The sequence below is a fragment of the uncultured Jatrophihabitans sp. genome, from assembly GCF_964246335.1.
Classification (GTDB): Bacteria; Actinomycetota; Actinomycetes; order Mycobacteriales; family Jatrophihabitantaceae; genus Jatrophihabitans.
Genome location: NZ_CAXTQF010000008.1, coordinates 70500 through 84497 on the forward strand (window position 1 = coordinate 70500; position 13998 = coordinate 84497).

General features: G+C 65.9%; 12 protein-coding genes. 8 read left to right on the forward strand and 4 right to left on the reverse strand.

Features of this window, described 5'->3' with window-relative positions:
* Positions 1 to 55: 55 nt before the first annotated feature.
* The 3 genes from ACFFCN_RS04290 to ACFFCN_RS04300 are packed head-to-tail and all read right to left on the reverse strand — an operon-like array spanning position 56 to position 2083.
* Positions 56 to 472 carry an ester cyclase gene (locus ACFFCN_RS04290; protein ID WP_375489888.1) on the reverse strand — a complete coding sequence of 139 codons (417 nt, stop codon included), beginning with the start codon at positions 470 to 472 and terminating at the stop codon, positions 56 to 58.
* 33 nt (positions 473 to 505) lie between these two features.
* Positions 506 to 1639: a glutathione-independent formaldehyde dehydrogenase gene (locus tag ACFFCN_RS04295; RefSeq protein WP_375489889.1), complete on the reverse strand. Its 1134-nt coding sequence runs from the start codon at positions 1637 to 1639 to the stop codon at positions 506 to 508.
* A 33-nt stretch (positions 1640 to 1672) separates the two neighbouring features.
* Positions 1673 to 2083, reverse strand: coding sequence for a heme-binding protein (locus ACFFCN_RS04300; protein ID WP_375489890.1), 411 nt, complete (start codon positions 2081 to 2083; stop codon positions 1673 to 1675).
* Between the two features lie 236 nt (positions 2084 to 2319).
* On the opposite strand from ACFFCN_RS04300, the gene ACFFCN_RS04305 reads away from it, so the two are divergent.
* The 6 genes from ACFFCN_RS04305 to ACFFCN_RS04330 all read left to right on the forward strand — a co-directional run bounded on the left by ACFFCN_RS04305 (position 2320) and on the right by ACFFCN_RS04330 (position 9503).
* On the forward strand, positions 2320 to 3102 hold the full coding sequence (locus tag ACFFCN_RS04305) for an alpha/beta fold hydrolase (RefSeq protein ID WP_375489902.1): 783 nt from the start codon (positions 2320 to 2322) through the stop codon (positions 3100 to 3102).
* Positions 3103 to 3383: 281 nt separating this feature from the next.
* Entirely contained in the window at positions 3384 to 7418 is a 4035-nt protein-coding gene (gene mobF, locus ACFFCN_RS04310; protein WP_375489903.1) for a MobF family relaxase, read from the forward strand.
* 108 nt (positions 7419 to 7526) lie between these two features.
* Positions 7527 to 7772 carry a type II toxin-antitoxin system Phd/YefM family antitoxin gene (locus tag ACFFCN_RS04315; protein ID WP_375489891.1) on the forward strand — a complete coding sequence of 82 codons (246 nt, stop codon included), beginning with the start codon at positions 7527 to 7529 and terminating at the stop codon, positions 7770 to 7772.
* A 9-nt stretch (positions 7773 to 7781) separates the two neighbouring features.
* Positions 7782 to 8039 carry a Txe/YoeB family addiction module toxin gene (locus tag ACFFCN_RS04320; protein ID WP_375489892.1) on the forward strand — a complete coding sequence of 86 codons (258 nt, stop codon included), beginning with the start codon at positions 7782 to 7784 and terminating at the stop codon, positions 8037 to 8039.
* 87 nt (positions 8040 to 8126) lie between these two features.
* A complete protein-coding gene (locus ACFFCN_RS04325) occupies positions 8127 to 8327 on the forward strand; it encodes a helix-turn-helix transcriptional regulator (RefSeq protein ID WP_375489893.1) in 201 nt (66 codons plus the stop codon).
* 60 nt (positions 8328 to 8387) lie between these two features.
* Positions 8388 to 9503, forward strand: coding sequence for a tyrosine-type recombinase/integrase (locus ACFFCN_RS04330; RefSeq protein ID WP_375489894.1), 1116 nt, complete (start codon positions 8388 to 8390; stop codon positions 9501 to 9503).
* Positions 9504 to 9621: 118 nt separating this feature from the next.
* On the opposite strand, the gene ACFFCN_RS04335 is transcribed toward ACFFCN_RS04330, so the two are convergent.
* Positions 9622 to 11130, reverse strand: coding sequence for a hypothetical protein (locus tag ACFFCN_RS04335; protein WP_375489895.1), 1509 nt, complete (start codon positions 11128 to 11130; stop codon positions 9622 to 9624).
* Between the two features lie 460 nt (positions 11131 to 11590).
* On the opposite strand from ACFFCN_RS04335, the gene ACFFCN_RS04340 reads away from it, so the two are divergent.
* Positions 11591 to 13441, forward strand: coding sequence for an AAA family ATPase (locus tag ACFFCN_RS04340; RefSeq protein ID WP_375489904.1), 1851 nt, complete (start codon positions 11591 to 11593; stop codon positions 13439 to 13441).
* Positions 13393 to 13788, forward strand: coding sequence for an AAA family ATPase (locus tag ACFFCN_RS04345; RefSeq protein WP_375489896.1), 396 nt, complete (start codon positions 13393 to 13395; stop codon positions 13786 to 13788). Before ACFFCN_RS04340 ends, ACFFCN_RS04345 begins: the two co-directional genes overlap by 49 nt.
* Positions 13789 to 13998: the final 210 nt, after the last annotated feature.

Below are 13998 nucleotides of genomic sequence, written 5' to 3' on the forward strand. Positions count from 1 at the left end.
TACAGAGGTTCAGGCCGTACCAGGTGGTGTTGTGCGGACTTGAGCGCGAGGCGGCTCAGCCTGCGATGAGCCCCAGCTGCGTCATGATGCCGAGCTCGTCGGAACTACCCCAGCGCTCAGACATTTTGTTGTCGGTGAACTTGCTGATCTGCACGCCGCGCACCTCGATCGACTTTCCGGTCGCGTCGTGACCTTGGAACGGGCCGGTGTGAGTGCCGGTCAGGGTGTAGGCGAAAGCCACCTGGTCGTCGTCGGCGACGAGGGTTTCGACATTCACGCGCAGATCGGGGAAAGCAGTGCGCATGTCGGTGAAGAACCCTTTGAACCCGGCCGGGCCGGGCGCCTGGCCCGGCGCCGGGTCGTGGTCGATGCTGTCCGGCGCGATCAGGTCATCGAAAGCGTCGAGATTGCCGCTGTTGACGGCCTCGCCGAACGCCTCTTGGGCGGCGATATTGGTTTTCTTGTCGAACATCTCTCTCCTCTGGGTCTCCATCGACAGCTCGAACTACGGGTGCAGCAGGACCTTGGTCCAACCGTCCTTGCGGTCGTCGAAGTTGGCATAGCCATCGGCGGCCTGGTCGAGATTGAGCTCGTGGCTCACGATCAGGCCCGGGTTCACTTTGTCGTGGTGGATCAGATTGCGCAGCTGGCGGTTGTACTGCTTGGTGTTGCACTGGCCGGTGCCCATCGACTGACCCTTGAAGAAGAACGTGCCGAAGTCGAACCCGAACTCGCCCTTCTTCGCCAGGTCGTCGCTGGCATTAGGGTCCTCGGGGACGAATACGCCGATGACACCGATGCGCCCGGTGGGCCGCACGGCGGCGATGAGGCTGTTGATGGTGATCCCGGGGGCCTCGTTGCCCTCGTGATCGTGGGCCTGGTAGCCGACGGCCTCGACACCCTTGTCGGCACCTTCGCCCCGGGTCGCGTCGAGCACCTGCTGCACTGCGTCGCCTGCCGAATCGTCGATCGGCGTCGCGCCGATGGTCTCGACCAGCTTGAGCCGGTCGGGTTGGCGGTCGACGACGAAGACCTGGTCGGCGCCGCGCAGGTTTGCCGACATCGCCGCCATCAGCCCGACGGGTCCTGCGCCCCAGATCACGACGGAGTCACCGATGCCGACCTGGGCCAGTTCGGTGCCGTGGTAGCCGGTGGGCAGGATGTCGGACAGCATGACGTAGTCCTTCTCCTTGTCCCGGGCGTCGTCGGGCAGCACGAGGGCGTTCCAGTCGGCGTAGGGCACACGCAGCAGTTCGGCCTGCCCACCGTTGTAGGGGCCCATGTCGGCGTAGCCATAGGCTGCGCCGGCGGTGCCGGGGTTCGCGGTCAGGCAGAAACCGGTGTAGCCCTGCTCGCAGTTCTTGCAGAACCCGCAGCCGATGTTGAACGGCAGGCACACCATGTCGCCGACCTTGACCCGGTCGACACCGTCGCCGACCTCGATCACCTCGCCCATGTTCTCGTGGCCGAGGACCTTGCCCTCCTCCACGTCGGTGCGTCCCTCGTACATGTGCAGGTCACTACCGCAGATGTTGGTCGTCGTGATCTTGATCAACGCATCGGTGGGACGTTCGATCTTCGCGTCCGGAACTTCATCGACCGAGACGTTCTTCGGGCCGTGGTACACGAGTGCGCGCATCCTCAATCTCCTTCGTTTGCTGGGCTGGATGTGTCAGAGAGCGGCGGCGGCGGCCTCGGCGACCGCCTGGTCTTGCTCGCCGGTACCGCCGCTGACACCGACGGCGCCGACAACGGTGCCGTCGGCCTGCAGCGGGATCCCGCCGGCGAAGACCATCACCCGGCCGTGGTTGGACGCGTTGATGCCGTAGAACTGCTGACCCGGCTGGGCGCTCTCGGCCAAGTCCGCCGTCGCGATGTCGAACGCGCGAGCGGTGAAGGCCTTGTTGATCGAGATGTCAACACTGCCCCGCCATGCGCCGTCCATCCGCACGTGCGCAACAAGGTTGCCACCCTCGTCGACAACGGCGATATTGCTGGGCTGGCCGAGTTCGGCCGCCTTCGCCTCACCGGCCTCGATGACGCGACGCGCGTCGGACAGGGACACGGACGAGATGGACAGCATGAACGAACCTCAATCTTCGGTCGTCAGCGTGCACTGGCGCCGGGTGCGAGAGCCTCGCATCGAGTCGGGGCGTCCTGTTTGGACGCGGAGCAGCGCGTCAATTTCTAAAGTGCGCTGCGTGGGGCGTATCGGCCAGTTGTTTTGGCTGACGCCTACGAAGGACCCCTACCCAGGTCGGCTTCGGATATCCCGCCGGCGGAAGGGCGGCCGGTCCGCGATTGGGGTACCTGTCCGGAATGACGTTGAATTACGTGAGGCGAGGAAGCGGCAACCCACTGTTACTGGTGCACGGTCTGGGTGCCGGATGGCAATCGTGGTCCCCGATCCTCGACGAGTTGGCCGAGCACCGCGAGGTCATCGCCGTCGACCTTCCGGGGTTCGGCGAGACGCCACCGTTGACCGGTGAGGTCTCGATCGCCACCCTGACCGATTCGGTGGCGGACTTCATCAGCGAACAGGGCCTGGACGGGGTCTCGACTGTCGGTCAGTCGATGGGCGGACGGATGGTGCTCGAGCTCGCGCGGAGGGGTGTCGGCGGCGATACCGTGGCGTTGGACCCGGGCGGCTTCTGGACCGACCGTGAGGTCGCCGTCTTCGGCGCCACGCTGCGGCCCTCGATCGCCTTGGTCCGAGCGTTGCGAAGCAGACTGCCGGAACTGCTGGGCAGCCCTGTGGGAAGGACGCTGCTGCTGGCACAGCTGTCGGCGCGGCCGTGGGCGCTCTCGCGCGACACCGTACTGCCCGACGTGCGCGGGCTCGTCGACTCCCCGTCGACCGGCGCCGCCTTGGACGCCCTGATCAAGGGGCCCAAGCAGCTGGGGGCCCCGGCTGGCACAGTGCCCGGCCGGGTCACGATCGGCTGGGGTCGTCGAGACCTGGTCGCCCTGCCCAGACAGGCCGCACGTGCCACGGAGCTTTTCCCCGACGCGGTACTGCACTGGTTCGACGGGTGCGGTCATTTTCCGCAATGGGACGCACCGCACGAAGCGACCAAACTGATCCGGGACCACACCAATTGAGGTTCGTCGCTACCGCCACCGTCGCGTACTTGCCGCGGTCGGCGGACTGGGGCTTCAGTGCGTGGGGTCCGCCCGAGGCATCGAGATCAAACCCACGCCTTCGCGCACTGCCCGTTCACCCTTGGCCACGCCTCGCGACCGGACTCGCTACCTTCCCATCGCTGGAGTAGCGCGCGACACCGCACACCCCGAACTTCGCTACGCAGATGCCACACACCTGGTGCATTCCGGTCCAGTTCTCGGGCGGGCGTGGCATACCCCTGTTGCACGGTGTCCGCGTGATGGGACTGCACAAGCTCGCCGCAGGCAGCGGCTACACCTATCTGACCCGCCAAGTCGCGGCCGGCGACGACACCAATCGCGGCTCGTCGAGTCTCGGTGCGTACTACGAGCAGAAGGGTGAGTCGCCCGGAGTCTGGATGGGCAGCGGCATCGCCTCGCTGCCCGTCCGGCACGGCGTTGTCTACGAACTGCCGGTCTTCGCGGCCGGCGGACACGTCTCGGAACGGCAAATGGTGGCGCTGTTCGGAGAGGGCCGGCACCCCGACGCGCACATCATCGAACGCGACCTCGGCGCCCAAGGTGTGCGGGGTCGGCGCTATCACCGGGCCACCTTGCTGGGGCGCGAGTTCCGCATCTACGAAGGCACCAGCGAGTTCCAGCAACGACTCGCACAGGCCTACCGCGAGCACAACGAGACCCGCGATCGGCCCGCAACCACGGCCATCGATGCCACCACCCGCGCGTCGCTCCGGTCCCAATTAGCGCGCTCGATGTTCGCCGAACAGCACGGTCGAGCCCCCGCCGACGACCGTGAGCTGTCCGGTTTCCTCGCCCGGTCCTCGCGACCGGCGGCCTCAACCGTGGCTGGATACGACCTCACGTTCTCCCCGGTAAAGAGCGTGTCCGCGTTGTGGGCGACCGCCCCGCGGGAGGTGTCGGAGCTGATAGCCGAGACCCATCACGACGCGGTCGCCGACACCATCAGCTGGTTGGAGAAGCACGCCTGCTACACCCGGCGCGGCAACGGCGGACCCGCCCAGGTCGAGACCACCGGCTTCATCGCCGCCGCGTTCACGCACCGCGACTCACGGGCCGGCGACCCGGACCTGCACACCCACGTCGCCGTCTCCAACAAGGTCTGTGCCCTCGACGGAACATGGCTGACACTCGACGGCCGGGCGCTATTCAAGAACAAGGTGGCCGCGTCCGAGCGGTACAACACCCGCCTCGAGGCCCTACTCACCGAACGATTGGGCGTGAGGTTCGCCAACCGCGCGACATCGGACGGCAAGCGGCCGGTCCGTGAGATCGTCGGCTTCGACACCGACCTGCTCCGCTCCTGGTCGTCCCGACGGGCCGACATCGAGCCCGTCTTGGCGCAACTGCGGACGCAATTTCAAGCCGACCACGGCCGGCCGCCGACCTCCGTCGAGGGCCAAGACCTGGCCCAGCAAGCCACGCTGACCACCCGGGAGGGCAAACACGCCCCCCGCGCGCTGGCCGACCAGCGCAAGACCTGGCGGGCCGACGCCGCGACGCTGCTGGGCGGCGAACAAGCCGTCGACCGGATCGTTCGCGACGCGTTGACACCCTCACGCGGCCACGCACGACCCCCCCTCGACGTCGACGGACTGGCGCGCAGCGTCCTTACCACCCTGGAAACGGAGCGCGCCACCTGGCAGGTCAATCACGTCCGCGCCGAGACCGAACGACAGGTCCGCTGCCATGACGCCGTGCCGGACTTTCGCGCGGACCAGCTCGATAACGTCGTCGACACCGTGGTCCAGCAGGTCTTGTCCTCCACGCTGTCCGTGCCGCTGACCGCCCGCCCGCAGCTCGACGAACCCGCCATCCTGCGGCGCTCGGACGGCACCTCGGTCTACGAGATCGCCGGTGCCGCCCGCTACAGCTCCCCCGCCATCCTCGATGCCGAACGCAGAGTTCTCGACCTCGCCGCACGTCACGACGGACGCCGCATCGACCCCTCCGCGGTCGCGCTGGCACTGCTCGAGTTGTCGGCCAACGGCCTGACCCTTGGCGAAGATCAGGCCGCCATGGTCCAAGAGCTGGCCTGCTCCGGCGCGCGCGTACAGCTCGCACTAGCCCCGGCCGGCACCGGCAAAACCATCGCCATGCGGGCCCTCGCACAGGCCTGGACCGGGCAAGGCGGGGTTGTCGTCGGACTAGCGCCCTCGGCTGGCGCGGCTCAAGTTCTGCGCAGCGAACTCGCCGAACACGCGATCGCCGCCGACACGCTGGCCAAGCTGGTCGACGCCGTAGCAACCGGGCGTGCCGTCCCCGACTGGGCCGCCCGTATTGGCCCCGACACCCTCGTCGTCATCGACGAGGCCGGAATGGCTGGCACCCGCGACCTCGCCGCCGCCATCGACCACATCACTGCCCGTGGTGCGTCGGTGCGCCTGATTGGAGACAACCAGCAGCTCGCCGCCATCGGCGCCGGCGGACTGCTGCGCGATCTCGAACGCACCTACGGCGCCGCCACGCTGCACACCGTCCGCCGCTTCACGCTGCCCGATGGACGACCGAACCACGGCGAAGCGGCAGCCTCCCTCGCGCTCCGCGACGGCGACCCGATCGCGTTGGCCTATTACACCGATCACCGCCGCATTCACGTTGGTGACGCCACCACCGCCGGCCACCAGGCCTACGCAGCGTGGGCCGCTGACCGCGCGGCCGGGCTCGACACTATGCTGCTTGCTCCCACCCGGGACCAGGTCCGCGAGCTCAACCTGCGCGCACGCCGAGATCGGCTCGCTGCGAACGACTCCTTGCCGGGACGCGAGGTGACCCTGGGCGACGGCACCTCGGCCTCCACCGGTGACACCATCGTCACTCGCCACAACGACCGTCGCCTGACCACGTCAGCCACCGACTGGGTCACCAACGGCGACCGCTGGACCATCACCCGCGTTCACGCCGACGGAAGCCTCGATGTCTCGCACACCCAGGCTCGCCGACACGCAACCCTGCCCGCGGACTACGTCGCCGAACACGTCCAGCTCGGCTACGCCAGCACCGTCCACGCCGCGCAAGGGCTGACTGTCGACACCGCCCACACCGTGGCCACCGGCCACGAAACCCGCAATGTGCTCTACGTCGGGCTGACCCGCGGACGCCGGGCCAACCACCTCTACCTCGACATCGCCGCCGGCGTCGACCCCGACGACGTCACTCACACCGATGCGCTCCATCCTTCGACCGCGGTCGAAACGCTCACCCATGTCCTCGCCCGCGACGACGCCGCCACCTCCGCCACCAGCGAGCAGCACGCCACCCACGACCCGGCGCTGTTGCTCAGCAAGCAGATAGCGCAGTACCGCGACGCTCTCGACGTGGCCGGCCAGTCCCTTGTCGGGCCGGACAACCTGGCCCGCCTCACCGCGCGTGCCGAGCAGGTCGTCCCCGGCGTCACCGACTGCGACGCGTGGCCTACGTTGCAGAGCCAGCTGATCCGAATCGGCCTGGACGGCATTAACCCCTACGCCGCGCTCCACCGCGCCGCCGATAGCCAAGACCTCGACAACGCGGACGACCCGGCAGCGGTCCTCGTCTGGCGGCTACAGCCAGAATTGCGACACGACAGCTCGGTGGTCCCGGCACTCCCGGCCGTACCGCACAATCTCGACGCCGACGACTACTGGCACCGCTACTTCGATCGACGCCGCGAACTCATCGCCACACATGCCGATGATCTCCGCTCCGACGTCGCACACTGGACACCTGCCAATGCGCCCACCTGGGCGAAGGGCATCATCGACCGTGACCGCGGGCTCACCGCCGACCTTGCCGTCTGGCGCGCCGGACACGCCGTCCCCGACACCGACACGCGACCCAGCGGCCCACGCCGCACCGACTACGCCGGCTGGCAAGCACAACGCCAGCTCGACCGGCGCATCGAGACCATCCTCGGCTCGGCCGACTCGGCAACTAACCGCTGGCACAACTGGGCAACTGCAGTCGCACCACGCACCACGACCGATCCCGCCTGGCCGCAAACCGCGGCCGCCCTGGACGCCGCGGAACGCGCCGGCCTCAGCCAAGCCGCCCTGACCCATCTCGCCACACAGCAGCCACTGCCCGACGAGCAACCCGCCGCCGCCCTGCACTGGCGCCTGGTCGCTGCCACCAAAGCCGCCGCCGACGACACATCCCGGCTACCGTCGACCTCGAAGCCGACCACGCGACACCAGGCGTCCGGCGAGACACCCACTGTGACTGCCCCGCCTCCGGACATCGATTACGCGCGAGCCCTCGGCAACGCACCCACAAACGGGCCGAGCAGGAGCAGATGATCGCTTGTGCGCCAGGGTGACGTGGTGCTGACCCGGTGGGGTTCTAGTTTTTCTTCTTGACCGACGATCAGTGGTACCGTAACTGGTACCAGTCCGAGGGAGTGCGTCATGGCGATCACCGCATCCGAAGCGCGCAAGAACTTGTTCCCGCTCATCGAGCAGGTCAACGACGATCGCGCGCCGGTGGAGATCACCTCGAAGCGCGGTGACGCCGTGCTGATCTCCCGCGCGGACTACGACGCGCTGGAAGAGACCGCCCACCTGCTCCGCTCCCCCGCCAACGCCCGCCGCCTGCTCGAGAGCCTGGCCCAAGCCCAGCGAGGCGAGCGCGAGGAACATCAACTCGAACGCTGACGCCGGACCATGCGCGTCGTCTTCACCCGGCACGGCTGGGCCGACTACACCCATTGGCTCACCGCCGATCGCAACAACGTCAAGCGCACCAACCGGCTCATCGACGACGCCCTGCGCGACCCGTTCACCGGCATCGGCAAACCCGAACAACTGCGCCACGCCCTCACCGGCGCCTGGTCACGACGCATCACCGACGAACACCGCCTTGTCTACCTCGTCGACGGCGACGACCTCGTCATCCTGCAAGCCCGCTACCACTACAGCTGAACTACACCGCTGGTGGCACACCCGCGGCATACCGTCCGACGATCAGCTCGAGTCATCCCGTCTCGAGCTCCGTCACCGGAGATCACCATGGACCAACCCGACGAACTGATGACCACCGCAGAAGTCGCCGCCCTGCTGCGCACACCGGAGAACACGGTGCGGTACTGGCGCTCGGTCAACGTCGGCCCGAAGAGCTTTCGCCTCCCCCGCCGCGTCGTCTACTGGCGTCGCGACGTCCTCGCCTGGCTGGCCCAGCAAGAGGCCACCGACCAGCACCGCGCCAGCTGAACGGCTCCTGCCCTGACGCCGTGCCGGACTTTCTGATCCGTCCATCGAGAGGACACGGAGATGGCCAACCTGACCAAGCGGCCCGACGGACGCTGGCGTGCCCGCTACCGCGACACCGCCGGCAAAGAACACGCCCGACACTTCACCCGCAAAGTTGACGCCCAATCCTGGCTCGACTCCGTGACGACCGCCGTCCGCACCGGCTCCTACGTCGACCCCGGACGATCGAAGATCACCGTCAGCGTCATGGCTGAGGAATGGCTCGCCGGCAAGATCAACCTGCGGCCAAGCACCAAAGCCAGATACGAGAACGCACTCGCGGTGCACGTCCTGCCCCGCTGGGGATCCGTGCCGCTCGAACGCATCGAGCACGGAGACCTGCAACGATGGGTCGCCGACATGTCCAACACCGGCCTCGCCGGTGCCACGGTCCGGAAGAACCACGGCACCCTGAGCTCCATCCTGCGTTTCGCTGTCCGCGAGAAGCGCATCGCGAGCAACCCCAGCGACGGACTCAACCTGCCGGCACTCAACGAACGACGCCGGCGCTACCTCACCGCAAGCCAGGTCAACGACCTCGCCGACGCAGCCGGACCACACCGACTCGTCGTCCTGACGCTGGCCTACTGCGGACTGCGCTGGTCGGAGATGGCCGGTCTACACGTCGAGCACGTCAACCTGATGCGTCGCCGACTCGACATCTCCCAAGCCGTCGTCGAGATCGACGGCGCCCGTCTGCACTGGAGCAGCCCCAAGAACCACGAACGGCGCACCGTCCCGATCCCCCGGTTCCTTGCCGAAGAGCTTGCGCCCCACCTGCACCGGCGCCAACCGGACGATCTCGTGTTCACGTCGAGCATGGGCGGCGTCCTACGCAACAAGAACGCCCGCCGCGACTGGTTCAACGAAGCCGCAGCAGCCATCGGCCAACCCCGCTTCGTGCCCCACGAGCTACGCCACACCGCAGCCAGCCTCGCCGTCTCAGCCGGCGCCAACGTCAAAGCCGTCCAGCGAATGCTCGGCCACGCATCCGCCGCCATGACACTCGACCGCTACGCAGACCTCTTCGACGACGACCTCGACGCCGTCGCCGACCACTTGGACGACATCTACGCCCGATCCCAGCTTCGCGAGTCTGCAAGCGTGTCCGCGATCGGGCAACCAGGCAGCGTGTAGCCCGCTGGCCGAGGTTCAAAATCGCGCGCTATCGCCGACTATGCGCGGCTGATAGCGCCAACTCATTGCACACCAGCACGGACGATATGCGCGTCGCGAATGTGCCGGCGAGCGGGGCTTAGAAGGACTGTTCGACTTGAACCTGAACTTCGTCAAAGTCTCTGATTGCGCCTAGGCTCTGCACCTCGAAAGTCTTGGAAGCGCCAGCGCCAAGCTCGGGCAACGCCCCGTCAGCTGTCTCCACGATCACGCCCTGGCGAAGAAAGATTGCCTTGAGCAGCACAGTCAGCTGGCGCGAAGTCGAGTTTTTCGCTCTCCCCAAGACCTTCACACCACCGCCGTACGCGTCCATCGACGAGACGTCCGAGATCGTGATGGCCTCAGCAGCATGCGGTTCTGAATCCTGCCTTCTCGTGCCCTGCTGAGGCGGTGCCGTCGACCCGACGGCTAGATCGTCCAATACGGTTGGCAACGACTGCTTAAATGACCTGACGCTGTCGTTCCAAGCGGCGCTGCGCATCTCGAGATCAAGCGATCGGGCTAGGCGATCACGCAGTTCGTCAAAGACATCGTCGATGAGGCGGTCGCTCGCAAGCTGGCCCATGTTGATCTCGCCGAGAATCTTCATCGCACGTTCAAGATCCATTGGCGGCACAACGATCGGGTAGGTCGATTTCTCGAGCGCCCACGCGCCGCCGAGCTCGACCAGGCACATCGGCCGCGTGAAGAAGGTCGGCGTCAAGAGCTCCACGACGAGCCCTGCCTGATTGAGTTCCTGACGAAGGCGGCTTCTCACGTCAGTTCCGGTCGGAATGCCGGTCGCCCGTTTGGAAGAGTAGAAGATCCGCTCGCCAGGGACACCGCCCAGTACAAGGGTTCGATGCAGGAGGGCGCCGAGCGTTTCGTCACTGGCGGCGTGGCTGATGAAGACCTTGTCTCCGGTTTCCGCTGAGGACATGGTCGACACGGTAGAAGGTCCCGCCGACCGCATGCCGAAGGCGGCCGCCGCCGCCGGCCGGCTCGGCTGCACGTCAGCCGCGACCAGGCCCAGGTATTTATCGAGCGTGAGGTCGCGGTAGGTGCTCACTCGCCGACTGAAAGTGATAGTCCAGCGCCGCGTCTCGGACGTCCGGCTCGTTGCTTGCCGCCCGCGGACCGGCTCTTGGTTGAGTAGTTCACCCGCTGCGACGACGATGTCCGGCTGCACTCCAGGTATCGACTCTGACGCATCATCAGACGTCAGCGTGATGCTTCCCGCGCTGGCGGGATCGCGAGGTGACCGGCGATATTCGTCGGCAGCCATTTTGAGGATCGCGATGAACGTCAGAGCCGTATCCTCGCCGAATCGGTGCCGTGCGAGCCCACTGACAGTCAAGCCCACGATGCTCTCATCAGGCGGCGCCGGCCGCGTGTGATCGAAGAAGACGTCGCCGTACGACGGTCTGCCAGGGGTTGGATCTCCGAGCACCGGGAACGACGAAAGCACTTCGGCGGCGTCGGAACCCGTGTCGTCAAGCAGATCCGCGACGTAGCCGAAGGTGGGCCACGACCATCCGCGAGCCCACACCTTCGCAAGTAGGTCAACCAGGTGGGCCTGCTCGGCGGTCCAGTCATCCCCGAACTTCACGCGCTCAGTATCCAGGGTTCTGATCGCGTGTCCTTGCCCAATCGCGCCGCGCCGGCGAGCCCGCGGTCAGGCTCCGCCAATCGTCTCGTTTCGGCTCGCCCTCTCGCATGTACGCGGCCTGCGCATATCGAGGCTTCCGTGTGCGTTTCGCTGTACGCGGACAGCGGTGGCTCGGCAGTGGCCCGAAGGGTCGGCCTAGCGTGCCGCGAGTGATGGGCCGAGACGATGCGCGCGGCGCGGTAGTCGGGTGTCCCTCGACGGCGAGACCTCCGTCCGCAAGTTAAACTCAACAGGGGACGGCATTGCGCACTTGTGTGATTGCGTCCCAAGAATTTGTTGATGCCTTCATCGGTCTTGCGGCTTACGATCTCGGTCGTGTTGCGTCGGCTAGAGATCAAGACCGCCCATCGCTCGCTCGCCCGGGTTCTGGTCTAACACCATCCCGTTCGGCAAGCGCACGATTGTCTACGGTCACAACGGCAGCGGTAAGTCCACCGTGTCCCACCTTCTGCTGGAGATTGCTAACGGCAGCTCTCCGGTAGAAGCCACCTGGCATGGGGCTGATGGCTCCAGCAAGAAAGTACCTTCCGGCGGAGGCCTTCCCAGCGGCTCTATGGCTGTCTTCACTAGGGACTGGGTGGAGCGCAACCTATCCGCCTTCCTGGAGGGCAACAGCGACTCCGCGATCGTCACCCTTGGTGAGGAAGCCATCGGCGCGAAGGAGGATGAGGAGCGGCTCGAGGAGGAGATCGAGCAGTTCGGCAAGAGTGAGAAGGATGCCAATAAGGCGCGGGGTGAGCTGAAGCGGAAGCTTGACGGGTTGGCGGGCGAAACTAGGGATGCCATCTCGGAGCAGCTCCAGGAGTTCGACTACAAGCGCTTTACGAAGAACAAGTGGTCCGTTCCGACAATGAAGACCAGACTCACGGAGTACAGGGGAGGCTTCCCCTCTGCGGGCGAGCACGCCGACGCGCTTAAGCGACTGGGTGAAGGTGCGCTTACCTCGCTGAATGGGGTGAGCGCCCAGCCGGCCGGCATTGGAGACACCCTCGACAGCTTGGCAATCCTCCTAGAGGAGACGCCCACGCGGGTGGCGATCACCCGTCTGGAGAGCAACCTCTCCGCTCAGACGTGGGTGGAGCAAGGCATCTCGCTCCATGAAGGTGAGGACACCTGCTTTTTCTGCGCGGGGGCGGTTACGAAGGCTCGACGGGAACAGCTTGGAAAGCATTTTGACGAGAGCTGGCTCAACATTCGAGGACGAGCCTCCGTGCTTGTCCAGCAACTGGAGAGCTATACGACAGAGATCTCCGAGTGGCTTGCTGGCCTGCCCGGGGCAAGCGCTCTTGCCAGTGAATTGCAGGGCACTTATGCCTCGCAAGTGGTCGCCCTAACCGAGGATGCCGACGCGCGGAAACCCCTCCTAGAGAACGTCGCTGAGGTTGCGCGCGTCAAGCAGGCTGACCCCAGCGCTATACCGACGCTTCCCGATGTGACGGCACTAAAGAAGTCGTTCACCACCTCCGCTCTCGTTGGTGCGGTGAAGGAACACAACGAGCAGGCGGCGGCACAAACCGAACGCACTGAACGGCACTACACCACCGTGCTCGACTACCTGATCGGCTCACGGAGCATGACGTACCGCAATTTGGCCGGGAAGCTCGAGGAGGCGGAGGCGGAGTACACCGAGGCTGAGGAAGCGCTACGGCTGGCGCGGAGCGCCCTCGATGAGGTGAAGCAGAAGCAGCTCACCAGCCACAAGATGGCGGAAACGCTCACCACCGACCTCGCCCGCGTCTACGGGAAGCATCACCTGTCCGTCTCAGTGACCAATGACGGCAAGTCCTACGCCTGCAAGCGCGGCGACCAGCCCGCAACCAACCTGAGCAGCGGAGAACGCACCACGCTCTCCCTCCTGTACTTCCTTCGGAAGCTGGAGGACGAGAGCGAGAGCACTGACCCCTCCCAGCGCATCGTGGTGGTGGACGACCCGTCCAGCTCGCTCGACCGAGAGGCGGTGTTCGCAACCCATCAATGGCTCATCGACACCCTCCGCGCGTTCGGACAGTATGTAGTGCTAACACACGACTTTAATTTGCTGCGACTGTTCATCAAGTCCCAGACGAACCAGTGGACAAGTCAATGGGAGCGAAGAAAAGGGGAGACAAGGACGAGATCACATTTCGCCGTGTGGCCTTCCTGGAGATGTACGCCGCTGCCGAAGGCGATGGGCGTACCAGCAAGTTCGGTGAGCTGCCGAAAGTGCTCAAGGAGAACACCTCGGAGTACGCCTACCTTTTCTCCATGGTGATGAAGGGCGTGGAGGAAGGTGCGGGCTCCGACAGGCTGTTCCTCCTACCGAACGCTGCCCGCCGGCTGCTGGAGGTGTTCTGTAGCTTCAAGGTGCCCGACCGTCCCAACTTTGACGACCAGCTCAAGGAGCTCGTCGGGGGCGACACCGGGACCGAGCCCTACCGAGATGTCTACGACTTCTGCCAGCGACGCTCCCACGGTGAAGGCGCGGAGGTGGTGGACGTGCTGGACGGTCGCGCGGTGCACGATCAGCTCAAGCGCTGCATGGCCTTCCTCAAGGAGCGGGACGATGACCACTACAACCGCATGTGCAAGGCGGTGGGCTGCAACCCTGCTTTGGCCTGAGTCGGTTTGCCACGCTGGCCAGGACGGATTTCGAGCGATGACAAGGGAACCAAACCGCGCCGAACGATCCATTTGCTCGCGAGTTGGAACCGGTGGGCGCGCGCCTATCGACGGCTACGTGCGCACGGCGCGGCTCGTACTGCGTCTCGCGAGGCGATCCCTGGGTTCTAGCGGTCGTTGCATCACCCTCAATTTCGGGGTTGGTGGTTG

Coding starts and splice junctions, on each gene's coding strand:
- ACFFCN_RS04290 (WP_375489888.1), bottom strand. CDS start 472: ATGTTCGACAAGAAAACCAATATCGCCGCCCAAGAGGCGTTCGGCGAG.
- ACFFCN_RS04320 (WP_375489892.1), top strand. CDS start 7,782: ATGCGCGTCGTCTTCACCCGGCACGGCTGGGCCGACTACACCCATTGG.
- ACFFCN_RS04325 (WP_375489893.1), top strand. CDS start 8,127: ATGGACCAACCCGACGAACTGATGACCACCGCAGAAGTCGCCGCCCTG.
- ACFFCN_RS04315 (WP_375489891.1), top strand. CDS start 7,527: ATGGCGATCACCGCATCCGAAGCGCGCAAGAACTTGTTCCCGCTCATC.
- ACFFCN_RS04295 (WP_375489889.1), bottom strand. CDS start 1,639: ATGCGCGCACTCGTGTACCACGGCCCGAAGAACGTCTCGGTCGATGAA.
- ACFFCN_RS04305 (WP_375489902.1), top strand. CDS start 2,320: ATGACGTTGAATTACGTGAGGCGAGGAAGCGGCAACCCACTGTTACTG.
- mobF (WP_375489903.1), top strand. CDS start 3,384: ATGGGACTGCACAAGCTCGCCGCAGGCAGCGGCTACACCTATCTGACC.
- ACFFCN_RS04300 (WP_375489890.1), bottom strand. CDS start 2,083: ATGCTGTCCATCTCGTCCGTGTCCCTGTCCGACGCGCGTCGCGTCATC.
- ACFFCN_RS04330 (WP_375489894.1), top strand. CDS start 8,388: ATGGCCAACCTGACCAAGCGGCCCGACGGACGCTGGCGTGCCCGCTAC.